We start from the raw sequence: 23,877 nt of genomic DNA, 5'->3' as shown, positions 1-23,877 counted from the left end.
GATCTGACCACCATAGAACTCTGGGGCGGCGATGGTGATCGCCGCCCCAGAGTTCACGGTGTGGTTGTGCGACCTACTTCGTGATCTTGAAGTAGTCCGGCAGGTTCTGCCAGGTGAACTCGACGTTCTCGACGCCCTGTGCAGCAGCGGCGGCAACGTTGGAGTACCACAGCGGGATCGCCGGCAGGTCCTTGAACAAGATGCCCTGGGCCTGCTCGATCAGCTTGTAGCGGTCGTCACCCTGAGCGGTGGCGGCCTCCGCCAGGACCTTGTCGAGATCCTTGTTGGAGTAGTCACCGTCGTTGGAACCGGCGCCCGTGCCGTACAGCGGTCCGAGGTAGTTGAGCATCGACGGGTAGTCGGCCTGCCAACCGGTACGGAACGCGGTCTTGATGGTGCGGTCGGTGATCTTGGTGCGCATCTCGTCGAACGTCGGGTACGGAGCACCCGACGAATCGATGCCGAGCACGTTCTTGATCTGGTTCGTGGTCGCGTCGACCCACGCCTTGTGGCCACCATCGGCGTTGTAGGCGATCTGGAACTTGCCGTCCCACGGGCTGATGGCGTCAGCCTGGGCCCACAGGTCCTTGGCCTTGGCCTCGTCGAAGTCGAGGACGTCGTTGCCGGCGACCTTGTCGGTCCAACCGTCGAGCACCGGGGCCGTGAAGTCCTTGGCCGGGGTACGCGTGCCGTTGAAGATCTTGTCGGTGATCTGGGCGCGGTTGATGGCGTGCGAGATGGCCTGACGACGCAGGTTGCCCTCTTCGCCACTGAAGTGCTTGAGGCTCTCCGGGATGGTGAACGACTGGAACACCGAACCGGGCTGGTTGAACGCCTGGACGCTGCTGTCGGTGGTGTAGGTGGTCAGCGCGCTGTCCGGGACGGTGTCCAGGACGTCGAGGTTGCCCGCCTGCAGGTCGCTGTACGCCGAGTCGAGATCGGCGTAGAACTTGAAGGTCAGACCGCCGTTCTTGGGCTTGTGCGCTCCGTCGTAGTCCTTGTTGGGGACCATGGAGATCTGCACGTCGTGCTCCCAGCCGGAGTCCGACAGGACGTACGGGCCGTTGCCGATCGGGCGCTCGCCGTACTCCTTGGTGATCTTGCCGTCGGAGCCGAAGGCGGCCTCGGGCAGCGGGAAGTAGGCCGAGTAGCCGAGTCGCAGCGGGAAGTCCGACTCAGGGTTCTTGAGCTTGATGGTGAACGTCTTGTCGTCCACGACGTTCAGGCCCGAGATCGTCTTGGCGCCACCCTCGGTGTTGCCGTTCTCGTCGGTGCCGGCGATCGGGTAGAAGAAGTACGCGTTCAGCTGGGCGTTGGCCGCATCCGCGCCGTAGTTCCAGGCGTCGACGAACGACTTGGCCGTGACCGGCGTGCCGTCGGTGAACTTCCAGTCCTTGAGCTTGACCGTCCACAGGATGGAGTCGTCGGACTTGATGGAGTCTGCGACCTCGTTGGTCGTCGAGCCATCGGCGTTGTACGCGACCAGACCTGCGAACAGGTTCTGGATCGGGTTGCCGCCGCCGGTCTCGTTGGTGGCGGTCGGGATCAGCGGGTTCTGGGGCTCAGAGCCGTTGACCGAGATGACCGCGTCGGTGCTCGCACCGGTGTCACCGCCGTCGCTGCCGCCGCCGCAAGCGGCCAGGGTCAGGCCGGCCGCTGCGAGCAGTGCCACACCCGCCAGGCGTGTTCGCCGAGTGAGTCGCATGGATTCCTCCTGTGATGTACATGGACGCGCGCTGTCGCACGCCTGTCCATTGCTATCACCTGAGAACCACCGCCACCTAGCACCAACGGGCTACGTAATCGAACCGTCACCAAATCTTCTCGGCGTCCCGTGCGGGTCCGCGAACGACGACGCGGCACCACCCGTGGGGTGGCACCGCGTCGACGTGACGGACGGTCAGCTGGAAGCCGTCACTTGCGCTTCTTGACCTCTTCGGTGGCCTGCGGGAGGACGGTCTTGAGGTCGCCGACGACGCCGAAGTCGACGAGCTCGAAGATCGGGGCCTCCTCGTCCTTGTTGACCGCGACGATCGTCTTGGACGTCTGCATGCCGGCCCGGTGCTGGATGGCACCGGAGATGCCGTTGGCGACGTACAGCTGCGGCGAGACCGTCTTGCCGGTCTGTCCCACCTGGAAGCTGTGCGGGTACCAGCCGGAGTCGACCGCGGCGCGCGATGCACCCACGGCCGCACCGAGGCTGTCGGCGAACGCCTCGACCTCGGAGAAGTCACCGCCGGTGCCGCGGCCACCGGAGACCACGATGGCGGCCTCGGTCAGCTCGGGACGGCCCGAGGCCTCCTTGGGCTTCGACGAGGTGATCTTGGCGGTCTTGGCGGCGTCGGAGATGTCGGCGGTCATGGCCTCGACGGCGCCGGCGCCGGCGACGGCCTCGGGTGCGGCCGAGTTGGGCTTGACGGCGATGATCGGCGAGCCCTTGGTGACCTGGGCCTGCACGGTGAAGTTGCCGGCGAACACCGACTGGGTGGTGGTGACGGTTCCGCCGTCGACCTGCACGTCGACGGCGTCGGTGATCAGGCCCGACTCGGACTTGAGCGCGACGCGAGCCGCGATCTCCTTGCCCTCGGCGGACGAACCGACCAGCACGGCGGCCGGGCTCTTGTCGGCGACCAGCTGGGCCAGCGCCTCGGCCTTGGGCGCGACCAGGAAGTCCGCGAACGCCGAGTCGTCGTAGGTGTAGATCTTCTCCGCGCCGTGCTCACCGAGCACGGCGGTGTCGCAGTCGCCGAACACGACGGCCGACGGCTCGCCGATGCGGCGGGCGATGGTGAGCAGCTCCAACGACGGCTTGGTGACCTTGCCGTCCGGGGCCTCGATCAGGACGAGTACTTCAGTCATGTGTCAGTCTCTCTTCGAATCCGTGGGGCTCAGACGAACTTCTTGGACGCCAGGAACTCGGCGAGCTTGGTGCCGCCGTCTCCCTCGTCGGTCACGATCTCGCCGGCGGTGCGCGGCGGACGCGGCTCGAAGGACTCGACCTTCGTCCACGCGTTGTCGAGCCCGACCTCACCGGCATCGACGCCCAGGTCGGACAGCGTCCACTCCTGCACGTCCTTCTTCTTGGCGGCCATGATGCCCTTGAACGACGGGTAGCGGGCCTCGCCAGTCTGGTCAGTGACGCTGACCAGCAGCTTGCCCGACGCCTCGATCTCCTGGGTGGCGACGTCGCCGTCGCGGCGGATCTTGACGGTGTCGCCGTCGACGGTGATCTCGGACGCGTACGTGACGGCCGGCAGGCCGAGGCGCTCGGCGACCAACGTCGGCACGACGCCGAGCCCGCCATCGGTGGAGGCCATGCCGAAGAACACCATGTCGTAGTCGAGCTTCTCGATGGCCTTGGCCAGGATCAGCGAGGTGGCGAACGCGTCGGATCCACCGATCGCGTCGTCCTGCACGTGGACGCCTGCATCAGCGCCCATCTGCAGCGCCTTGCGCACGGCATCAGCGGCGTCGGCCGGGCCGACGGTCAGGACCGTCACCTCACCCTCGCCGGCCTCGACGACCTGAAGGGCCTGCTCGACCGCGTACTCGTCAAGCTCGGACAACAGTCCGTCCACACCTTCGCGGTCGACGGTGTTGTCTGCGCTGAAGGTGCGATTCGCGGTGGCGTCCGGCACGTACTTGACGGCGACGACGATCTTGGTCACGAGGACCCTCCTGTGATCAGGTGAACGGGGTGAGGATTCCACTGTGCCACTGCCGATGGCGGCTTGACACACAGCCTCTTCACATCGACGTTACCTTTTGGTAGCAATCGGTGCGACTGCCTCGGGCATGCGATCGGTCACACTCCGGCGGGCCTCAGGAGTCGCTGCGCCGCGCCACTGACGGCAACGCGAGGCCGACCACCAGGTAGAGCATCGACGCCAGGCCACGCGAGACCAGGTCGGCCTTGGACGCGGCATTCTCGCCGCTGAAGGTGGCGATGCCGCCCAGCGGCCCCACCAGGACGTCACACACGTCGGAGATCGCCCCGACCACTCCGCCTGACGCGTCGGCCTCGATCGCGGCGAGCAGTGCACCGATGGCCAGCAGCACCGAACAGATCAGACCGGCGACTCCGAGGACCAGGGCCACCATCGCCAGACGAGCGCGGGTGGAGGCGCGACTCGGGTGCTCCAGAGAGGGCGGTTCCGGCACCACCGGATCGGCCTGCCCAGAGGCTGCGACCGTGCGGGACTCGTCCTTGCGCTGCTTGCGCTGCGTGCGCTCGTCGGCCTTGCGCTGCTTGCGCTCTGCCGCTCCGGCCGCCTTGGCCTCGCTCTTGCGCTGGCGCACCTCGCGAGCAGACGGGCTCGACACGACCTCGTGAGCCTCAGCTGCGGACTCAGCCGTGTCGGCAGCGGCGATCTCGGGGTCGGCCTCCGCACGAGCCGCAGCACGCTCGGCCCGGGCGGCAGCCTTCTCGGCCTTGCGCCGGGCCCGCTCCTGCTCGCGGGCATCGCGCTGTGCCTGCTTGGCCTCGGCCCGCTCGGCGGCGAGCCGTTCGGCCTCCAGGCGCTCGGTCTCGAGGCGCTCGGCCTCCAGCCGTTCGGCCTCGAGACGTTCGGCCTTCAGGCGTTCGGCCTCGAGACGTTCGGCCTTCAGGCGTTCGGCCTCGAGACGTTCAGAGGTCAGTCGGTCAGCGTCGTCGGATGACTCTTTTTCTGGTCGGGGCGGCGAGTGCCCCGGCTTCGTCGGTCACCTCCTCGGGCTGATCGACGGAGTCATCCGTGGGGTGGTCACTGTCCGTGGAGTGATCGCGTTCGTCGACGTACTCGTCGACAGAGGGCGCCGGTGCAGCCAAGGAGACCGACGCGGACGACTGGTTGGCCGCGATGAACTGCGACTGCGCCACCCGGTCGGCCTCGGCCTCGGCCGCGGCGATCCACTCCATCGCGGTGCGCTCCGCCTCCTGGAAGCTTCTCCTCAGCGGCGTGCCGGGCTGCGGCCACCGCCTGCGACATGCGGTCCTGGGCCTCGCGCTTGGCCTGCTCGTGGACCCGGCGCGACTCGTCCTCGGCGGCAGCGACCCGTTCGCGGGCCTGCTGCTCGGCACCGTCGGCGACCGCCTTGGCCTCGGCCCTGGCCGCCTCGATGGTGGCGGCCGCCTCCTTCTCGGCCTGGGCGATGGATCGCTCGATCTCGGCACGCGCAGCCTCGGCATTCTCCGCGAGCTTGCGCTCCGCCTCGACACGCGCCTCCTCGGCCGCCTTCTCGGCAGCCGCGGCCTCCGCGCTGACCCGCTCGGCCTCCACCTGAGCGGCGCGCACCTTCTGCTCTGCGGTGCGCTCGGCCTCGGCCAGCTTGCGAGCCGCTTCGTCGCGCTCGGCAGCAGCCTCGGCGGCAACCTTGGCAGCCTCCTCGTTGGCCGCGGCCACGAGCGCCTTGGCCTCGTCACGCTCACGGGCCAGCTGGGCAGTGGCCTCGTCGTGACGCTGCTGCGCCTCGGCCGCGAAGCGGTCGGCCTCGGCCTTGGCCGCGACCAGCTTCTCCTCGGCGGCACGCTCGGCGTCGGCCAGGCGGACGGCGATGGCCACCCGCTCGGCAGCGGTCTCCTGGGCGAACTTCTCGGCCTCGGACTTGGCGGCATCGACGTGCTGCGCCGCCTTCTCCTCGGCCTCCCGGACGATCTGCTCGGTCTCGGCCCGCACCTCGGCGAGCTTGGACTCGGCCTCGGCGCGCTCGGCTGCGAGCCGCTGCTGAGCCGCGTCGCGCTCGGACTCGGCCGAAGCCGCCACGCGCTGAGCCTCGGCCTGGGCAGCGGCAATGTGCTCGGCGGCCTTCTCCTCGGCCTCCTTGACGACCAGCTCGGCCTGCGCACGAACCTCGGCGAGCCGGGAGTCGGCATCCTGACGCTCGCGCGCCAGCTGGGCGGCAGCGGCGTCCCGGTCTGCTGCGGCAGAGGCAGCGACACGTTGCGCCTCGGCCTGGGCCTCCTCGATGCGGCGCTGGGCATCCTGCTCGGCCGCCTCGAGACGGCGGTTGGCGGCTTCCTCGGCCGCCTTCTCGGCCTCGCGGAGCTTCTGCTCGGCGAGCGTGCGCGTCTTCTGGTCCGACTCGTCGGCGAGGCGCTTGGCCTCGGCGGCGGCCTCGTCCAGACGCTGCTGCGCCTGACGCTCGGCCTCGGCGCGCGCGGCCTCGACGCGTTCGTCGGCCTCCCGCTGCAGCTGCTCGATCTTGGCAGCGGCGGCGGCTCGTTCGCGCTCGATCTCGGCGGACACCCGCTCCGCCTCGGCCTGGGCCGAGCTGACTCGCTCCGCCGCGGCCTCCTCGGCAGCCTGCAGCTTGCGTGCGGCGATCTCGCGCTGCGCGGCCTCGTCGGCCGACAACCGGGCCTGGACCTCGGCCCGCTCTCGCGCGGCCTCCTCCATGAGTCGGGCGGCTTCGGCGCGGGCTGCGGACACCCGGTCCTGAGCGGCGGCGCTGGCCGCGGCCAGCTTCTCGGCGAACGAGACCGTGGGCGGGGTGAACGATCGCTGTGAGGACGACCCGTCCTCGAGCGCGGACTCGGCCGACGGGGCTTCCTCGACGGGGGTCTCCTCGGCGACCGGCGACTCCTCGGCGACGGAAAGATCCTCGACGGAGTGCTCCGCGGCGACCGGCTCGGCCTCGGGCTCCTCGGCCGGCGCGGACTTCTCGGGCTGCACGTCGTCGGCGAGTGCGTCGTTCGCCGGAACGTCGTCGGCTGGTGCCTCGTTCACGGAGAGCTGATCGATGACGCCGTCGGCGGGCGTGTCGAGCTCGGGCGCGGGCCCGTCGAGGGCGTCGTTCGCCGCAGCGGCGGTGTCGTTCGCCTTGGCGGCGGTGTCATTCGCCTCAGCGGCGGTGTCATTCGCCTCTGCGGCGGTGTCATTCGCCTCTGCGGCGGTGTCATTCGCCTCTGCGGCGGTGTCATTCGCCTCTGCGGCGGTGTCGGCCTGGTTCTCGGCCGCCAGCACCTGACCGGCCGTCATGGCGCCGAAGGACGACAGGTCCGGGGCCTCGTCGCGTCGTGCACCGCGATCGGGGCTCTTCTCCGGGGTCTCGTCACGGACGGCGTCGAACGTCTGTGTGGCCTCGACCACCGCCTGCTCCTCGGCCACCGGCTCGGCGGGAGCGTCGGGGGCCGCCTCGCGGCGCGCCTCCGCGAGGCGCTCCGCCAGGGACTTCTCGGCAGGAGCCTCTTCCGCGGGGTCGGACGCGTGGCGACGACCGTGGGCGGACGCCTTGGCGGCCGCGCGCTCCTTCTTGCGTCGATCCGCAGCCTCCTGGCGCGCCGCACGAGCCGCCGCTCGCCGCTCGCGAGGACTCAGCTGCTGCTGGTTCTTCGAGGTCGACTCATCGCCGCCGCTGGACGACTCCGCACTGGAGTCCCCGTCTTCGCGAATCGTGTCGGCAGCCGCCTGGAGCGGGTCGAACCGGCGCGAACCGGACGTGCGGTTGGACTGCGGGTCCGACATGACTCCCCTTTGAAACACGGCAACACCTGGAATGAATCGGTCCGACCAGTATGCCCCATGCACTTGCCGCCCAGCAGCCTCAACGCGGGCGAGTCGGCGTGCCCGCAGACCTCAGGATCCGCTGAAGGTGGCCTGGCCCGGACCGTTGTCGACGAACGACTGCATGCCCGCAGCGCGGTCGTCCGTGGCGAACAGACCGGCGAACTGGAGGCGCTCGATCTCGAGCCCGGAATCGAGGTCGACCTCGAGACCACTGTCGACCGCCGCCTTCGCGGCCCGCAGCGCCAGGGCCGGTCCGCCGACGAACTGCCGCGCCCAGGCGACGGCACGGTCGTAGACCTCCCCCGCCGGATGGACCTGGTCGACCAGCCCGATGCGGAGCGCCTCGTCGGCATCCACGAAGCGACCGGTGTAGATCAGGTCCTTGGCCCGCGCCGGACCGATCAGTCGCGCCAGACGCTGCGTGCCCCCGGCGCCGGGAATGATGCCCAGGAGGATCTCGGGCTGACCGAGCCTGGCGTCGGCCGCGGCGAAGCGGACGTCGGTGGCCAGCGCGACCTCGCAGCCGCCGCCCAGGGCGAATCCGGTGATCGCACTGACGGTGGGCTTCCCGATGGCAGCCAGTGCCGTGGTGAAGTCCTGCAGCAGCTTCGAGTGCAGCACCATCTCCTGGTACGACATCGCCGCCATCTCCTTGACGTCTGCTCCAGCGGCGAAGACCCGTTCACCCCCGTGCACGACGACAGCGGCCACGTCGGTGCGGCGGTCGGCCTCGGCAGCCACCTCGATGAGCTCTCGCTGCATCTGGGCGTCGAGGGCATTCATCTTGGGGCGATCGAGTCGGATGGTTCCGACACCGTCGTCCACCTGCAACGTCACGTACTCGGTCATGTTCCTCCTGAGTCTCGCGGTCGAGCATAGGCCGTCACGCGCCGGGCGCAGTGCCGCACTCGGGGAGGTCGGACCGCCGACCTCGGGCAAGATGGAGCCATGCCGTCGGCCCCGTTGCGCTTCATCTATGAAGCGCACGTCCGCGGCCTGACCCGCGAGCACCCGTCCGTGCCCGAGCGGCAGCGCGGCTCGTTCGCGGCCCTGGCACACCCGGCGGTCGTCGAGCACCTCGCGGGGCTCGGGGTCACCACGCTCCAGCTGATGCCGGTGCTGTCACGCACGCCCGACGAGCAGCTGCTCGAGATCGGCCTCACCGACTACTGGGGATACCGGCCCGCCGACCTGTTCGCGCTGCACCAGCCCTACGCCTCGACCTCCGACGCCGAGGCCGAGCTCGCCGAAGCCGTCGCCGGTCTGCACGACGCCGGCCTGGAGGTCGTGCTCGACGTCCCGCTCGCCCACACGGCCCCTGATGCGCTGCCGGCGACGCTGTACCGGGACAGCGGGATCGCCGGAGCCGACAACATCGTGGACGGCTCGCACCCCGTGGTCGTCGAGCTGCTCCTCGACTGCCTGAGGCACTGGCGGGCACGCCTCGACGTCGACGGCTTCCACATCGGCCGCGCCGGTGCGCTGGCGCACGACGCGACCGGTCGGCCGGATGTTCCGGGCTCCCTGCTGCAACGCATCGCCGGCGACGACGAGCTCGGCGCCCTGCGGCTGAGCATCGAGCCCGGCGCTGCCGCTCGCGACGGGCGCGGACTGGGGCAGTTCAGCCCGTTCGCGGAGTGGAACGACCGCTTCCGCGACGACGTGCGCGACTTCTGGCGGGGCTCGGGACGCGGAGTGCGCGACCTCGCCGCTCGTCTCCACGGGTCCGAGGACCTGTTGGACACGTCGGACCGGTCGATCAATCTCGTCACGAGCCACGACGGATTCACCCTGCGCGACGTGGTCTCGTACTCGCGCAAGCACAACGCGATGAACGGCGACGACGGCCTCGGCGGCACCGACGACAACCGCTCGGACAATCTCGGCGTCGAGGGCGACACGTCCGATCCCGACGTGATCGCGCGGCGCCAGGCCAGGGCGCGGGCCATGCTCACCACGCTGCTGCTGTCGCGTGGCACTCCGCTGCTGCGGATGGGCGACGAGCTGGGCCACACCCAGCTCGGCAACAACCACACCTTCTGCCACGACAGCCCGCTGACCTGGCTGGGCTGGGCCGCCGAACCCGGCTGGGACCTGCGTCAGCACATCGCCGACACCATGGCGTTGCGCGCCGCGTGGTTCGACGACCACCTCGACGACGTGGAGTGGCTCGGCCCCGACGGGAGGGCGATGGACGCCGAGTCGTGGGCCGACGACGGCCGGCGGCGTCTCGGCATGAGGATGCGCGAGCACACGCTCTGGTGCGATGCCGAGGCGCAGACCGCCGAGGTCGTCCGCGAGCTGCCACCCACCCCGAGCGAGCCCACCCCCGGCGAGCCGAGCGCCACGGTCGAGGATCGGACGCCCCGCCCCACCTCCGTGACACGCGTGCCCGTGCTCGACGTGCGGCCCCGGGTGGAGAGCGGCAGGTTCGCGGTCAAGGCGGCGGTCGGCGAGCGGGTCGAGGTGCGGGCGCGGGTGTTCGGCGAGGGCACCGCCGTGGTCGGGGCCGCCGTGGTGCTCGCCGGACCGGACGGGGAGGTGCGGTCCCACACGCCCATGCGTCCGCTCGGAGACGATCTCTGGTCCGGCACGATCACCGCCACCGAGATCGGCCCGTGGACCTTCAGCATCGAGTCGTGGCACGACCCGATCGCCACCTGGACGCGTGACGCCCGGCTCAAGATCACCGCCGGCGTCGACGTGGAGGTGACCCTCGCCGAGGGCTCCGCCCTGCTCGACCGGCTACGTCTGCACGACACCTCGATCATCGACACCGACCTGCCGCCGCTGGAACGACTCGACCACGCCGTCGCCCTGTTCGACGGCGAGCAGCTCCAGGACGACCTGGATGCCTCCGAGCCCCACCGCGTGTTTGTCGATCGTGAGCGGGCCCTGTTCGGATCCTGGTACCAGATGTTCCCCCGGTCCGAAGGCGCCGAGGTGGCCGACGACGGCACCATCACTCCGGGATCCTTCGCCACGGCCGCCCGGCGGCTCGAGGGCATCGCCGCCATGGGCTTCGACGTCGTGAGCCTGCCACCGATCCACCCCATCGGCACCCGCTTTCGCAAGGGTCGCAACAACTCGCTGACCGCACTTCCGGGAGATCCGGGTTCCCCGTGGGCCGTCGGTGACCGTTCGGGCGGTCATGACGCGGTGCACCCCGAGCTCGGCACGCTCGACGACTTCGACGCGTTCGTGGCGCGTGCCGGCGAGCTGGGGCTCGAGATCGCCCTCGACCTCGCGCTGCAGTGCTCGCCGGACCATCCGTGGGTCACCGAGCACCCCGAGTGGTTCGCCACGCGCGCCGACGGCACGATCGCGTTCGCCGAGGACCCGCCGCGGCGCTTCCAGGACATCTACCCGGTGTCGTTCGACGAGGATCCCGCCGGGCTCTCCGCAGAGGTGCGGCGGATCCTCGAGCACTGGATCGGCCACGGCGTGCGGATCTTCCGGGCCTGCACCCCCCACACCAAGCCCTTGGCGTTCTGGGAACGGCTGCTCGCCGACCTGCGCGAGGACCACCCGGACGTCGTCCTGCTGGCCGAGGCGCGCACCAGCTCCGCGATGACCCAGGCGCTCGCCATGGTCGGGTTCCACCAGAGCTTCACCTCCTACACCGACTGCGAGCACCCGATCGAGCTGGCCGAGCTGATCACCGACCTGTCGACCCGGACCAGCTCGCACCTGCGCCCCAACCTGTGGGTCAACGCCCACGACCTGCTGCCGACCCACCTGCAGTCCGGTGACCGGGCGATGTTCATGATGCGCGCCGGACTCGCTGCCACCGCGTCGCCGTCCTGGGGCATGTACGCCGGCTTCGAGCTGCTCGAGCGGCAGGCGGTCGGGCGGTCCGAGGAGTACTTCGCGGCCGAGACGTTCCAGATCACGGTGCGCGACTGGGACGACCCCGACTCGATCGCGCCCTGGCTGACCCGGTTGAACGAGGTCCGACGGGCGCACCCGGCGCTGCAGTGGTTGCGCAACCTGCGGTCGGTCCAGACCGACCGACATCGGGTGATCGCGTTCACCAAGGTGCGCGACGACGACGTCGTGCTGGTGGTCGTGGACGCCAGGCCCTGGTTCGAGGACACCGTGCAGGTGCATCTCGATCCCGCGGACCTCGGACTGGACGCCGACGTCACCTGGCGCGACGAGATCGACGGGACGCCGTGCCCGCTCGACGCCGTCCCGATCGGTCCGGACCATCCGGTCCGGATCGTGGTTCCCGTCACCGGCTGAAGCGATACCGTGGCGACATGAGCGACATCCCCGACCTGTCCGGCTCGACCTACGTGGTCACCGGCGCCAACTCCGGCATCGGCCTGGAGGCGGCACGCACGCTCGCCCGCGCCGGTGGCCACGTGGTGCTCGCGGTCCGCGACACCGCCAAGGGCGCCGCGGCCGCCGCGACCATCGACGGCTCCACCGAGGTCCGCGAGCTCGACCTGGCCGACCTGTCGTCGGTCCGCGCCTTCGCCGACGCCTGGGACGCGCCCATCACCACGTTGATCAACAACGCCGGGATCATGATGGTCGCCGAGGGTCGCACGGTGGACGGCTTCGAGCGGCAGATCGGCACCAACCACCTCGGCCACTTCGCCCTGACCAACCTGGTCCTCCCCCACGTCACCGACCGCGTCGTCACGATCTCCTCGGGCCTGCACAACGGCCCGCAGGTGCACCTGGACAACCTCGACCTCGACGGCACCTACACGCCGGCGGCCGCCTACCAGCAGTCGAAGCTGGCCAACTTGCTGTTCACCCTGGAGCTGCAGCACCGACTGAGCGCTGCCGGCTCGACGGTCGTCGCGCACGCGGCGCACCCGGGGTACTCCGCGACCAACCTGCAGTCCCATCACGCCAATCCCCTGATGAACAAGCTGATGTGGATCGGCAACAAGGTCATCGCGACCAGCGCCGAGTTCGGGTCGCGGCCCACCGTGCACGCCGCCACGGCAGATCTGCCCCCGAACAGCTACATCGGGCCCACCAGGCTCGGCGGCATGCGCGGTACCCCGGGTCCCAATCCACGATCGGTGCAGGCACAGGACGCGGACGCGGCCCGCGCGTTGTGGGAGCTGTCCGAGGAGCGCACCGGCGTCACGTTCTCGTTGGCACCGCGATGACCAGGTCCGCTGAGAGAAGGCCCATCGAGACCTGGCTGACCGACATGGACGGAGTGCTCGTCCACGAGGAGAAGGCCATCGCGGGCGCCGCCGACTTCATCGCGCGCCTGACCGAGACCGGACGCAAGTTCCTGGTGCTGACCAACAACTCGATCTTCACGCCCCGCGACCTGCGGGCGCGGCTGCTCGCCGCCGGCATCGACGTGCCGGAGTCGGCCATCTGGACGTCGGCGCTGGCCACCGCGAAGTTCCTCTCCGAGCAGCGTCCCGAGGGCACCGCCTACGTCATCGGCGAGGCCGGCATGACCACGGCGCTGCACAACGTCGGCTACGTGATGACCAGCGCCGAGCCCGACTACGTCGTGCTGGGCGAGACCCGCACGTACTCGTTCGAGGCCATCACCCGCGCGATCCAGCTGATCGAGAAGGGCGCACGGTTCATCGCCACCAACCCCGACGCGACCGGGCCGTCACCCGGCGGATCCCTGCCGGCCACCGGGTCGGTCGCTGCCCTCATCACCAAGGCGACCGGCGTCGACCCGTACTTCGTCGGCAAGCCCAACCCGCTCATGATGCGCAGCGCGCTCAACCAGATCGAGGCGCACTCCGAGACCACCGTCATGATCGGCGACCGCATGGACACCGACGTCCTGTCAGGTCTGGAGGCGGGCCTGCGCACCTTCCTCGTGCTCACCGGCTCCACCGCGGCGGGGGCCGTCGATCGGTTCCCGTTCCGGCCCACCCAGGTGCTCGACTCCATCGCCGACGTCGTCCCCCTCGTCACCTGAGCCCTCTCCCCGGGTTCGTGGCCGCACGAGGAACAGCGGCGCAGCCAACGCCAGCACCACTCCGGCGAGTCCGAGCGCAGCACCGCTGCTGACGCCGGCCGCGACGGCGCCCAGCACGATCGCACCGAGCGAGCCGGCAGGCTGCATGGCCATCGACGCCAGCGACAGCACGGTGGCGCGATTCCGGGAATCGACCTGCCGGTGCAGCAAGGTCTCGTAGAGCACTCCGGACGCCGAGTGGACCGCGTAGGTGGCGAGGTAGGCCACGATCAGACCGATCGGGCCGAACGCCAGGCCCATGGCGATCACCGTGCCGCCCTGGACGAACCGCAGTCCCACCGACACCGGGACCACACCCCATCGGCGAGCGAGGGCGGGAGCCGCCAAGGCGCCGAGAGCCGACACCCCCCACGCAGCCGCGGACACCGGCCCCATCACAGCCGCAGCCTGGGTGCGGTCCGTGAGCAGCTCGGACAGACGCACCGGCATGAACATCTCGAAGCCGACCATGCCGAAGCCCCAGAAGAGCTCGACGGTCACCAGGGCGGCAAGCACCCGCGACCGCGTCAGCAGGCGCGCGCCGTCGGCGACCGTGCGCGGAGTGTCGCGCAGGGAGGCCAGCATCCCGCGTGAGTCGACCGGCCGGGCTTCGTCCATCAGCAGCACGGTGGCGCCGATCTGCACCGCGGCCATGACCGCGGCGGCCCAGTACGGCAGCGCGAGGGCGACGGATCGATCGATCGGCGACCACGCGACGAGACCGGCCGACAGCAGCGATCCCGTCGCGATGGATCCACCGATGACCGCCCCCGCGCCGGACAGTCCGCGCGCGACGTCGTCGGGGTCGTGCGGCCCGGCGACGACCTGGTCGACGAACCACGCGTTCAGCGGTCCGCTGTCCAATGCCCGGAACACGCCGGTGAGCGCGATGGCGACCGCGAACCACGCCGCGTCGGGCGCCAGGGCGAACACCACGTAGGACGCGAGCGCGAACACGGCGGAGGCCAGCACCACGGGTCGTCGACCGGCTGCGTCCGCGAAGCCACCGGTCGGCAGCTCGAGCAGCAGGACGACGACTCCCTGGATCGCGACGACCGAGCCCAGCTGTGCCAGCGACAACCCGCGTTCGAGCGGCAGCAGCGTGGTGACCGGGATGATCAGTCCCGTCGGCAGCCAGCGCAGGCCGGTCAGCAGCCAGAAGCGGTGCAGTGGGCTCATGACTCGACGTGGGTGCTGGCGGGCAGGGTGAGGACGTGCACCGCGACGGCGTCACCTGTGTCGCGGCCCGCGTAGCGCGCGACGACCTGCTGGATCTCGGCATTCATCTGCTCGAGCTCGTCCGCCGCGAGCCGCACCAGGTAGTCCGAGTGGCCGATGCCGGGGCGTGACTCGCGCCAGGCGTCGAGCCCCTCGCGCAGGTGCTCCTCCTGGCGGCGGCGGACGGCGTCGAGGTGCTCGCGCCCCCCGTCGAGGCCGGCGAGGGCGTGCGGGAAGGAGGTGAGGTCGTGCAGGGCCCTCCAGCGACGCTCGCGACCCGACGGTTGCTCGACGTCGTCCCCGACGAAGCCGAACCGTTCGAGCTGGCGAAGGTGGTACGAGGTGGACCCGCTGGACTCGCCCAGCGCGCGGCCCAGGGCCGAGGCGGTGGCCGGGCCGCCCGACCTCAGCATCCCGATCAGGCGCAGGCGCAGCGGGTGCGAGATCGCCCTGAGGGTGTCGAGGTCCTCGACCGGTTTCGACGTGTAGGCCATGTCGTTGATGCTAGGACTGCAAAGACTTCTTTGCAAATGAATCTTTGCAGTTTGCCAGGTGGCAGGATGGACGCATGACGTCCACCTCGCTGCGCGACGACGATCTCGAGCTCGAGCCCACGTCGGGCGGCAGCGCGACCGGCACGGGCGAGTTCATCGGCTTCGCGGTCCGCCAGGGCGGCGAACGGGTGGGAACCCTGGCCTTTCGTCGCGAGAGCGCACGCACGCTGTCGGTGCGCTGGAACATGGGCGAGCACGCCCTCGGCACCGTCGTTCGTGCCTTGCGACTGGCCGTCCCTCACGCCTTCGGCGACCTCGGCGCCACCCGGCTCGAGGCACGCATCCCGGTCGACCGCACCGACGACGTGCGAGCCGCCTCCATCTCGGGCCTGCGCCGCGAAGGCATCCTGCGCGCGCCCGGCGACGAGTCCGACCGCGTGCTGCTGGCCCGCATCGCCGACGACCCGGCGCCGATGAGCCGCGACGGCTTCATCGCGATCCTCAACGCCGGCCTGCCCACCAAGCGAGTGATCAGCCAGGGCCTGCTCCGCGACGAACAGGGTCGGGTGCTGTTGTGCGAGCTCACCTACAAGAACGAGTGGGACCTGCCCGGCGGCGTCATCGAGGTCGGCGAGGCACCCTCGCCCGGGCTGGTGCGCGAGCTGCGCGAGGAGCTCGACGTCGAGGTCGAGGTCCACGGCCTGGTCACGGTCAACTGGCTTCCCGCCTGGCGCGGGTGGGACGACGCCTGCATCTTCCTGTTCGATCTCGGGACCGTCGACGCGGAGTGGGTGGAACAGATGAACCTGCAGCCCACCGAGATCAAGGCCGTGCACTGGTGCGACCCGGCCACGGTCCGCGAGCGCGCCACCGCAGCCACGATCACGCTGCTGGAGTCGGTGCTCGACGGCGACCGCACCCCGTACCGCGAGGCACCTCCGGGTCCCTAGGGCCGGCCGTCCTGGGCCCCACCGGCATCTCCGCTGACGACGCCGCCGAACTGCCCCAGCGCCCGCGGCTTGTCCCTGCCACCGGGGATGTACACCAGGATCTGGTGGTAGTAGTTCAGCGTCCCCGTGCCCCGGATGCCCTGCTGGAGGAACGCCTGCTGCGGGGAGCCGTCCGGCCACGTGACCTGCAGCCCGTCGGGAACCGTGTAGGTGTCGGTGCGCAGCAGGGTGACGAAGGCCAGCGCTCCCCCGTCGGAGGTGCGCAGGGCGTACTCGACCTTCTCGGGCACCCACGTCTGGGCGAACTCGACGCCCGGGAGCGAGGAGGCAGTGGCCGCCGCCTCGCGCATCTGGGTGATGAAGGAGTCGTCCTCGATCGTCGCCGCCTCCGGCGCCTTCGGGTCGCTCAGCGTGCGCGCGTACGCGGCGGCCGCCTCGTCGGCCGACATGGCCATGCCGGTGCCGTCCGCGGTGTCGACCCGCCGGGCACTGCCACTGCCGTCCCTGCGGACCTCCGGCAGCTGGGTGGACGCCAAGGTCTCGGGCGAGGACACCAGCAGCCACGGGTCGACCGCCGACGTGCGCTCGAACACCTGCACCCGCTTGAGGTTGCGTGTCCCGTCGCGGACCACGGCCACGTACCAGAGCGGGTACCGGCTGAAACGTGGCGTCTCGACGTCGAGGATGTCGATCGCGCCCGTGCGTTCCTGCTGCGTGGCCTGGAGGCGTTGCGACACCTCGAAGGACCCGGTGTCGATGGCCAGCACCGGTCCGGTCTCGATCGTCGACAGCGGCTTCGGATCCAGCAGCTCGGCCGCGGCGTTGCGCACCTCTCGGTACCGCTTGTAGACCGCGGCCACCTCCGCGTCGGTCGCCGACACCTTGTCGATGCGATCGATCGTGCGGTCGCGCGGCACGGCACACGCGGCCAGCACCGCGGCGGCGACGATCAGCAGGACCGCGAGGCGGCGGACGAGGGTCATCGCGGATCCTCCTCGTCCACGATCTCGAACTCGTCGGGGTCGAGGTCCTCGGGACTGACCTCGTGCTCCACGCCGTCGTCGTCGATGTAGACGTAGACCACGGGTTCCTCGACCTGGCCAGCCGCAGCCGGCTCCGGCTCGGGCTCGGGCTCCGGCTCCACGACGGGTTCGGGACCGGTCTCCTCGTCGACGACCTCGTAGCCCTCGGCCTCGACCTCCTCCGCCGTCAGCTCACGCTCCACACCGTCGTCGTCGACGATGACGTACACGACCTCTTCCTGCTCGGCGTCGACCAACTCGTCGTCCGCGACCGGCGTGGTGCGCAGGACGCGGCCACCGAGCACTCCCCCGACGCCCAGCAGCAGCAGACCAGCGCCCTTGGCGAACCCGCCCTTGATGCCGTACGCCAGGGTGACCTGCAGGCCCGAGAGGTTCGAGGCGCCCACCGAGATGACCGCCAGCGACACCGGCTCGTCGGGCAGGCTGGTGCTGATCCTGGCGCCGCCGAGACCGGCCGAGTCGGCGTACCACCAGTCGAGAGCCGTCGGAGCGCCCTGCACCACCGGTCGACCGTCGATCTGCGTGAAGGTCGGCTTCCACGGTGTCCGGAACTTCGTGATCTCGACCCGCTGCGTGGCGCCGACCAGGCTCTGCACGTCGACGGTGTTCCCCAGACCCACGAACACCGGCTTCTGGGCGGGCAGCTCAGCCAGCACGTCGACCTGCACCCCGGTCCAGGTGATCACTCGCGGGGCGGTGACGACGACCGAACCGTCGGTCTCGATCGTGTGCGGGCCGGTGGTGATCCGGCTGTCGGGACCGAGCATGATCATCAGCGCCAGCCCCAGCAGTCCGAACAGGACGCCGAGCAGCATGATCGCCCACCCCGTCAACCGCCTCATGGTGTGGTGACCCTACCCGGCGGACGGGTCGATGGCCTCAGTACAGCGCCTGCGCGAGAGAACGTCGTGCGGCGGCGACGCGAGGATCGGACAGCCCCACGACCGTGAACAGCTCGATGAGCCGTTCGCGCACTGCGTCGCGCTCCTCGCCGGGCAGCCGCTTGACCAGCTGGATCAGCCGGTCGAACGCGTCCTCGACGTGACCACCGGAGACGTCCAGGTCGGCGACGAGCAGCTGAGCCTGGACGTCGTCGGGCGCATCGGCAGCGGCGGCCCGCGCGGCCTGCAGGTCGGCGTCGCGGGTCCGTGCCATCAGTCGGATGCCGGCCAGCCGCTCGGCGACCTCGGCGTCGGCCGGGTACTGGGCCTGCACCTTCTCGTACTCGGCGATGGCCAGATCGAGGTCGCCGGCCGCGAAGGCTGCGTCGGCCTCGGCGAACCGCGGATCGTCGGCCGGCTCCTCGTCGCCCTCCGGGGCCGCAGCGCCGGCAGCGACCGGTTGCGCGAGTCCGGTGACGCCGTGCTCGGCGCCCACCGAGACCAGCTCGTCGAACACCTGCCGGATCTGGGCGTCGTCAGCAGTGCCCTGGAACAACGGCACCGGCTGGCCCTTGACCAGGCCGAACAGCGCGGGCACACCCTGCACCTGCAGGGCCTGGGCCACGCCCGGGTTGGTGTCGACGTCGATCTGGGCGAGCAGGATGCGGCCCTGGTACCCGTTGACGATCGCCGCAAGGGTCTGGTTGAACGCCTGGCTCTGGGCCGACCGCGGCGACCACAGGCTCAGCACCACCAGGTGCTGCATGGAGGACTGGACGACGCCCTCGAAGTTCTGGTCGGACACGTCCACGACGTAGGACGCGCCGGCTCCTGCACCGCCGGGCGCGGAGGTGGGCGGTGGGGTCGCAGGCTGCTTCAGGACGGACAGGTCGATGGCACCGTGACGCGAGAAGGTCATGTCTCCAGTGTAGGAAGCCGGTGCCGACCGCCGGAGGGACGGTGGTCGGTGCCGCCACGGAGCCCGTTGGCCTGCACCACGCGCTGGATCGTCAGGTCTCGCTGGTCCGGGTCACCGATGAATCGGATCGACCTCAGGCCCTGGGCCTGCGCGGCGGACTCGAACACGAAGTGGCCGTATCCGAACAGTCGGCCCAGCAACGGCTTCTCGACCGTGATGTCCAGGATGCGGCTGATCGGCATGGTGGCGATGCGCACGGAGAACACGCCGCTGGCGCGGAACACCCGCATGTTGGTGATGACGAACACGTCACGGTGCTCGCGCAAGGTCAGGTAGACCACGTGCGCCGCCAGGGCCAGGGCAGCGACGATGAAGAACCAGCCCAGCTGGATCGGGCCGAAGACGGCCAGGGCCCACAGCGCCACGACACCGACCAGCTCGAGCAGGGGCTGCCAGTAGACGATCCGGTGATGGCGCACCAGGTCGATGACGATCTCGCCCTCCTCGACGAGCAGGTGGCGATCGACCTGCTGCTCGGGAAGACGGTCCAGCACCGACCCCAGCACCGCGGCCCCGCTAGGCGATCAGCTCGTTGACGAAGACGCCGACCTGCCCGAATCCGTCGAAGACGGCGCTCGCGGCATTGCTCACGGCATCGGCCGCGCCGGCAGGCGCGGTGAGCAGGTAGTACACAGCGAACCCGATGACGAGCAGGCTGCCGATCTTCTTCAACACAGACCTATTGTGTCCCACTGATCACGCCAGCCCCTGCAATCACACGACCGGCGCGTCGTCGCCTCCTACAGGCCGTCGACCAGCCGATCGGCTGCGGCGAACGGGTCGGTGTGGCCGTCGACCACACCGCGGGCGAGGTCGTCGAGATCTGCGTGCCCGGACAGGTGCGCGAAGCGCTGCTGCACCTCGGTGAGGGCCAGGGCCTCGATCTCCCGCCTGGCTCGAGCGACCCGTCGCGCGTCCAGCTGCCCGGTCGTGCGCAGGTGCTCGCCGTGAGCATCGATCTGCTCGACCAGCTCGTCGATCCCCTCCCCCGTGGTCGCCACCGTCATGACGATCGGCGGCTTCCACCGGTCGGCGTCGCCCGTGGTCATCGACAGCACCGTGCGCAGCTCGCGGCGCGTGGACGTGGCGCCGTCGCGATCGGCCTTGTTGACGCAGAAGACGTCACCGATCTCGAGGACCCCTGCCTTCGCCGCCTGGATGCCGTCACCCATGCCCGGCGCCAGCAGCACGAGGGTGGTGTCGGCGATCCCGGCGATCTCGACCTCGGACTGCCCCACGCCCACCGTCTCGACCAGCACGACGTCGCAGCCGGCCGCGTCGAAGACCCGCAGCGCCTGCGGCGCCGAGGCCGACAGCCCCCCGAGGTGGCCGCGGCTGGCCATCGACCGGATGTAGACGCCGTCGTCGGTGGCGTGGTCCTGCATGCGGATGCGGTCGCCCAGCAGGGCCCCACCGGTGAACGGCGACGTGGGGTCGACGGCGAGCACGCCGACGGTGCGGCCCGCCGCGCGCCACGCCCCGACCAGCGCCGACGTCGACGTCGACTTGCCCACGCCCGGCGATCCGGTGATGCCGACCACGTGGGCACGACCGGCCGTGGCCGCCAGCGCCGCACTGACCTCGCGCAGCTGGGGCGACCGATCCTCCACCAGGGAGATCAGCCGCGCGACGGCCCGTGCCTGACCGGTACCGGCCGCCGCGACCAGCGATCCGACGTCGTCGGCCACGCTACTTCTGGGGAACGCGGATGATCAGGGCGTCGCCCTGGCCACCGCCACCACACAGCGCAGCCGCACCGACGCCGCCGCCGCGACGGCCCAGCTCGAGCGCCAGGTGCAGCGCGATGCGAGCGCCGCTGGCGCCGATCGGGTGTCCGAGCGCGATGGCTCCGCCGTTGACGTTGACGATGTCCTGGCTGATGCCGAGCTCCTTGGCGCTGGAGATGCCGACGGCGGCGAACGCCTCGTTGATCTCCACCAGGTCCAGGTCGGCGGGCGTGATGCCCTCCTTCTCGCAGGCCGCGGCGATGGCGTTGGCCGGCTGGTTCTGCAGGCTGGAGTCGGGTCCGGCGACGACGCCCGCAGCGCCGATCTCGGCGATCCACGACAGGCCCAGCTCCTCGGCCTTGGCCTTGCTCATGACCACGACGGCAGCCGCGCCGTCGGAGATCTGGCTGGCCGAGCCCGCCGTGATGGTGCCGTTCTTGTCGAAGGCCGGGCGCAGCTTGCCCAGGGACTCGGTGGTGGTGTCGCCACGGACGCCCTCGTCGGCCGACACGACGACCGGGTCGCCGCGACGGCTGGGGATCTCGACCGGAACGATCTCGTCGTCGAAGACGCCGTCCTTCTGCGCCATGGCCGCCTTCTGGTGCGAGGCGGCGCTGAACGCGTCCTGCTCCTCGCGGGTGAACTTCTGCTGCTCGGCGTTGATCTGCTCGGTCAGTCCGCCCATGGCCTGGTCGGTCAGGGCGTCCCACAGGCCGTCGTAGGCCATGTGGTCGGTGAGCGTGGTGTCGCCGTACTTGGTGCCCTCGCGCGATCCGAGCAGCATGTGCGGCGCCTGGGTCATCGACTCCTGGCCGCCGGCCACGATGACCTCGTGCTCGCCGGCGCGGATGAGCTGGTCCGCCAGGGCGATGGCGTTGATGCCCGAGAGGCACACCTTGTTGATGGTGAGTGCGGGCACGCCGAGCGGGATGCCGGCCTTGTGCGCGGCCTGGCGGGCGGGGATCTGCCCGGCACCGGCGGTGAGGACCTGACCCATGATCACGTAGTCGACCTGGTCGCCGGACACGCCGGCCTTGTCGAGGGCGCCCTTGATGGCCAGCCCGCCGAGATCGGAGCCCGACAGGGTCTTGAGTCCGCCGAGCAGGCGACCAATGGGTGTACGTGCTCCGGCAACGATGACGGACTGGGTCATGGATGTGCTCCTTCGACGACGATTGCGGTCACTGTACCCAGCCTCGGACGGATGCATCATCGGGTGGACCCACGGGTGGTGCCCTACGCTCTGTCGCATGTCTGACGCACTCGTCCCCGAACACCTGCTGCTCACGATCGACCACGTCGGCATCGCCGTGCCCGACCTCGACGACGCCCTCGAGTTCTACGCCTCGACCTTCGGCCTGCACTCGGTGCACGAAGAGGTCAACGAGGAGCAGGGCGTCCGCGAGGCGATGCTCGCCGTCGGCGAGAGCGACACGCGCATCCAGCTGCTCGCTCCGCTGAGCGAGGAGTCGACGATCGCCAAGTTCATCGCTCGCAACGGTCAGGGCATCCAGCAGCTGGCCTATCGGGTCGCCGACATCGAGGCCGTCTCGGCCATCCTTCGCGAGCGCGGCGTGCGACTGCTCTACGACGCCCCCAAGCGCGGGACGTCGGACAGCCGGGTCAACTTCGTGCACCCCAAGGACGCCGGCGGCGTGCTGGTCGAGCTGGTGGAGCCGGCCGCCTCGCACTGATCGCTTCTGAGGCTCGGATCACACTCGAGGGCATAGCCGCCGCTGTTACGGATCGGTAACATCGCCGGGACACCTCAGGAGGTCCACCCGTGCAGAACATTCTCGACGCCATCCTCGCCGGAGACACGCCGGCGGAGGACTTCGGTTCCATCGCCCTGCCCGACTCGTACCAGGGCATCACCGTCCACAAGGACGAGGTCGACATGTTCGAAGGGATGGCGAGCAAGGACAAGGATCCGCGCCAGAGCCTGCACCTGGACGACGTCCCGATCCCCGAGCTGGCGCCGGGCGAGGCGCTCGTGGCCGTCATGGCCAGCGCCATCAACTACAACACCGTGTGGACCTCGATCTTCGAGCCGGTCTCGACGTTCGGCTTCCTCGAGCGCTACGGGCGCCTGTCGGAGTACACCAAGCGCCACGACCTGCCGTACCACGTGGTGGGCTCGGACCTGGCCGGCGTCGTGCTGCGCACCGGTCCGGGCGTCAACCTCTGGAAGCCGGGCCGCGAGGTCGTGGCGCACTGCCTGTCGGTCGAGCTGGAGGCTCCCGACGGCCACGACGACACGATGATGGATCCGCAGCAGCGGATCTGGGGATTCGAGACCAACTTCGGAGGCCTGGCCCAGCTGGCCATCGTCAAGGCCAACCAGCTGATGCCCAAGCCCGACCACCTCACGTGGGAGGAGGCGGCCAGCCCCGGCCTGGTCAACTCCACCGCCTACCGCCAGCTGGTGTCCAAGAACGGCGCCAACATGAAGCAGGGCGACGTCGTGCTGATCTGGGGCGCCTCCGGTGGCCTCGGGTCCTACGCCACCCAGATGGCCCTCAACGGTGGCGCCATCCCCGTGTGCGTGGTCTCGTCGCCCGACAAGGCCGAGATCGTCCGTTCGCTGGGCGCCGAGCACGTCATCGACCGCTCGGCCGAGGGGTACCGGTTCTGGAAGGACGAGAACAACCAGGACCCCAAGGAGTGGCAGCGCTTCGGCAAGAAGATCCGCGAGCTCACCGGCGGCGAGGACCCGGACATCGTCTTCGAGCACCCGGGACGCGAGACGTTCGGCGCCTCGGTCTACGTCACCCGCAAGGGCGGCACGATCATCACCTGCGCGTCCACCTCCGGCTACATGCACCAGTACGACAACCGGTACCTGTGGATGAACCTCAAGAACATCAAGAGCTCGCACTTCGCCAACTACCGCGAGGCGTTCGAGGCCAACCGCCTGATCGACAAGGGACTCATCCACCCCACCGTGTCCAAGGTGTACCCGCTGGCCGAGACCGGGCAGGCAGCGCTCGACGTCCACCGCAACGCCCACCAGGGCAAGGTGGGTGTGCTCTGCCTGGCTCCTGAGGAGGGACTCGGCGTCCGCGACGAGGCCAAGCGCGCGCTCCACCTCGACGCCATCAATCGGTTCCGCGGGATCTGACGCGGCGGTATGCTGGCGACT

21 protein-coding genes and 1 pseudogene are annotated in these 23,877 nt (G+C 70.1%); 7 read left to right on the top strand and 15 right to left on the bottom strand.

Translation table 11 applies throughout. The features are described 5' to 3' along the window. Positions 1–73: 73 nt before the first annotated feature. From AC0L5F_RS15710 to AC0L5F_RS15695, 4 genes are all read right to left on the bottom strand, one after another. On the bottom strand, positions 74–1,705 hold the full coding sequence (locus AC0L5F_RS15710) for a peptide ABC transporter substrate-binding protein (protein ID WP_473314361.1): 1,632 nt from the start codon (positions 1,703–1,705) through the stop codon (positions 74–76). Between the two features lie 209 nt (positions 1,706–1,914). After that, positions 1,915–2,859, bottom strand: coding sequence for an electron transfer flavoprotein subunit alpha/FixB family protein (locus AC0L5F_RS15705; protein ID WP_473314360.1), 945 nt, complete (start codon positions 2,857–2,859; stop codon positions 1,915–1,917). A gap of 29 nt (positions 2,860–2,888) precedes the next feature. Continuing rightward, on the bottom strand, positions 2,889–3,668 hold the full coding sequence (locus AC0L5F_RS15700; protein WP_473314359.1) for an electron transfer flavoprotein subunit beta/FixA family protein: 780 nt from the start codon (positions 3,666–3,668) through the stop codon (positions 2,889–2,891). 154 nt (positions 3,669–3,822) lie between these two features. Then, the gene (locus AC0L5F_RS15695; protein ID WP_473314358.1) at positions 3,823–4,323 is read right to left on the bottom strand and encodes a hypothetical protein; all 501 of its coding nucleotides are present in this window, start codon (positions 4,321–4,323) and stop codon (positions 3,823–3,825) included. 6 nt (positions 4,324–4,329) lie between these two features. Here AC0L5F_RS15695 and AC0L5F_RS15690 point away from each other — a divergent pair, with 6 nt between their 5' ends. After that, positions 4,330–4,659, top strand: a complete 330-nt coding sequence (locus tag AC0L5F_RS15690; protein ID WP_473314357.1) for a hypothetical protein — start codon at positions 4,330–4,332, stop codon at positions 4,657–4,659. 83 nt (positions 4,660–4,742) lie between these two features. Here AC0L5F_RS15690 and AC0L5F_RS15685 read toward each other — a convergent pair whose 3' ends face one another. Together AC0L5F_RS15685 and AC0L5F_RS15680 are read right to left on the bottom strand one after the other, a co-directional pair. Continuing rightward, positions 4,743–7,442: a hypothetical protein gene (locus AC0L5F_RS15685; RefSeq protein WP_473314356.1), complete on the bottom strand. Its 2,700-nt coding sequence runs from the start codon at positions 7,440–7,442 to the stop codon at positions 4,743–4,745. 111 nt (positions 7,443–7,553) lie between these two features. Continuing rightward, on the bottom strand, positions 7,554–8,333 hold the full coding sequence (locus AC0L5F_RS15680) for an enoyl-CoA hydratase/isomerase family protein (protein ID WP_473314355.1): 780 nt from the start codon (positions 8,331–8,333) through the stop codon (positions 7,554–7,556). Between the two features lie 99 nt (positions 8,334–8,432). Between AC0L5F_RS15680 and AC0L5F_RS15675 the strand changes: the two genes are divergently transcribed. Genes AC0L5F_RS15675 through AC0L5F_RS15665 form a run of 3 tightly spaced genes read left to right on the top strand, consistent with a single transcriptional unit; the run spans position 8,433 to position 13,404 of the window. Beyond that, positions 8,433–11,729: a maltotransferase domain-containing protein gene (locus AC0L5F_RS15675; protein ID WP_473314354.1), complete on the top strand. Its 3,297-nt coding sequence runs from the start codon at positions 8,433–8,435 to the stop codon at positions 11,727–11,729. 17 nt (positions 11,730–11,746) lie between these two features. Continuing rightward, positions 11,747–12,616 carry an oxidoreductase gene (locus AC0L5F_RS15670; RefSeq protein ID WP_473314353.1) on the top strand — a complete coding sequence of 290 codons (870 nt, stop codon included), beginning with the start codon at positions 11,747–11,749 and terminating at the stop codon, positions 12,614–12,616. Beyond that, positions 12,613–13,404, top strand: a complete 792-nt coding sequence (locus tag AC0L5F_RS15665; RefSeq protein ID WP_473314352.1) for an HAD-IIA family hydrolase — start codon at positions 12,613–12,615, stop codon at positions 13,402–13,404. Before AC0L5F_RS15670 ends, AC0L5F_RS15665 begins: the two co-directional genes overlap by 4 nt. Before the next feature lie 180 nt (positions 13,405–13,584). On the opposite strand, the pseudogene AC0L5F_RS15660 reads toward AC0L5F_RS15665, so the two are convergent. Together AC0L5F_RS15660 and AC0L5F_RS15655 are read right to left on the bottom strand one after the other, a co-directional pair. Next, positions 13,585–14,622 (bottom strand): annotated as a pseudogene (locus AC0L5F_RS15660) (MFS transporter); the annotation flags it as partial. Beyond that, entirely contained in the window at positions 14,619–15,155 is a 537-nt protein-coding gene (locus tag AC0L5F_RS15655; protein WP_473314351.1) for a helix-turn-helix domain-containing protein, read from the bottom strand. The pseudogene AC0L5F_RS15660 and the gene AC0L5F_RS15655, both read right to left, overlap by 4 nt. Before the next feature lie 74 nt (positions 15,156–15,229). Here AC0L5F_RS15655 and AC0L5F_RS15650 point away from each other — a divergent pair, with 74 nt between their 5' ends. Next, the gene (locus tag AC0L5F_RS15650; RefSeq protein ID WP_473314350.1) at positions 15,230–16,105 is read left to right on the top strand and encodes an NUDIX hydrolase; all 876 of its coding nucleotides are present in this window, start codon (positions 15,230–15,232) and stop codon (positions 16,103–16,105) included. On the opposite strand, the gene AC0L5F_RS15645 is transcribed toward AC0L5F_RS15650, so the two are convergent. The 7 genes from AC0L5F_RS15645 to AC0L5F_RS15615 all read right to left on the bottom strand — a co-directional run bounded on the left by AC0L5F_RS15645 (position 16,102) and on the right by AC0L5F_RS15615 (position 21,888). Next, complete coding sequence (locus tag AC0L5F_RS15645; protein ID WP_473314349.1) at positions 16,102–17,088, bottom strand: DUF8094 domain-containing protein; 987 nt, start codon at positions 17,086–17,088, stop codon at positions 16,102–16,104. The genes AC0L5F_RS15650 and AC0L5F_RS15645 overlap by 4 nt on opposite strands. After that, a complete protein-coding gene (locus AC0L5F_RS15640) occupies positions 17,085–17,990 on the bottom strand; it encodes a hypothetical protein (RefSeq protein WP_473314348.1) in 906 nt (301 codons plus the stop codon). Before AC0L5F_RS15640 ends, AC0L5F_RS15645 begins: the two co-directional genes overlap by 4 nt. 37 nt (positions 17,991–18,027) lie before the next feature. Further along, a complete protein-coding gene (locus AC0L5F_RS15635) occupies positions 18,028–18,948 on the bottom strand; it encodes a co-chaperone YbbN (RefSeq protein ID WP_473314347.1) in 921 nt (306 codons plus the stop codon). Further along, complete coding sequence (locus tag AC0L5F_RS15630) at positions 18,945–19,514, bottom strand: PH domain-containing protein (RefSeq protein WP_473314346.1); 570 nt, start codon at positions 19,512–19,514, stop codon at positions 18,945–18,947. The genes AC0L5F_RS15635 and AC0L5F_RS15630 overlap by 4 nt, the downstream gene beginning before the upstream one ends. A 10-nt stretch (positions 19,515–19,524) precedes the next feature. Continuing rightward, positions 19,525–19,683 (bottom strand): hypothetical protein, encoded by a 159-nt coding sequence (locus AC0L5F_RS15625; RefSeq protein ID WP_473314345.1) that lies wholly within the window; start codon positions 19,681–19,683, stop codon positions 19,525–19,527. A gap of 65 nt (positions 19,684–19,748) precedes the next feature. Beyond that, entirely contained in the window at positions 19,749–20,696 is a 948-nt protein-coding gene (gene meaB, locus AC0L5F_RS15620; protein ID WP_473314344.1) for a methylmalonyl Co-A mutase-associated GTPase MeaB, read from the bottom strand. 1 nt (position 20,697) lies between these two features. Beyond that, positions 20,698–21,888: an acetyl-CoA C-acetyltransferase gene (locus tag AC0L5F_RS15615; protein ID WP_473314343.1), complete on the bottom strand. Its 1,191-nt coding sequence runs from the start codon at positions 21,886–21,888 to the stop codon at positions 20,698–20,700. Positions 21,889–21,985: 97 nt separating this feature from the next. On the opposite strand from AC0L5F_RS15615, the gene mce reads away from it, so the two are divergent. Both mce and ccrA read left to right on the top strand, forming a co-directional pair. Next, a complete protein-coding gene (gene mce, locus AC0L5F_RS15610) occupies positions 21,986–22,429 on the top strand; it encodes a methylmalonyl-CoA epimerase (RefSeq protein ID WP_473314342.1) in 444 nt (147 codons plus the stop codon). An 89-nt stretch (positions 22,430–22,518) separates the two neighbouring features. Beyond that, on the top strand, positions 22,519–23,856 hold the full coding sequence (gene ccrA / locus AC0L5F_RS15605) for a crotonyl-CoA carboxylase/reductase (RefSeq protein WP_473314341.1): 1,338 nt from the start codon (positions 22,519–22,521) through the stop codon (positions 23,854–23,856). The last annotated feature ends 21 nt before the right edge of the window (positions 23,857–23,877 follow it).

The organism is Aeromicrobium sp. 10G20-16 (assembly GCF_055809665.1).
Note: the sequence above shows the minus strand (reverse complement) of the source record. Positions and strands in the feature narration are given on the sequence as shown.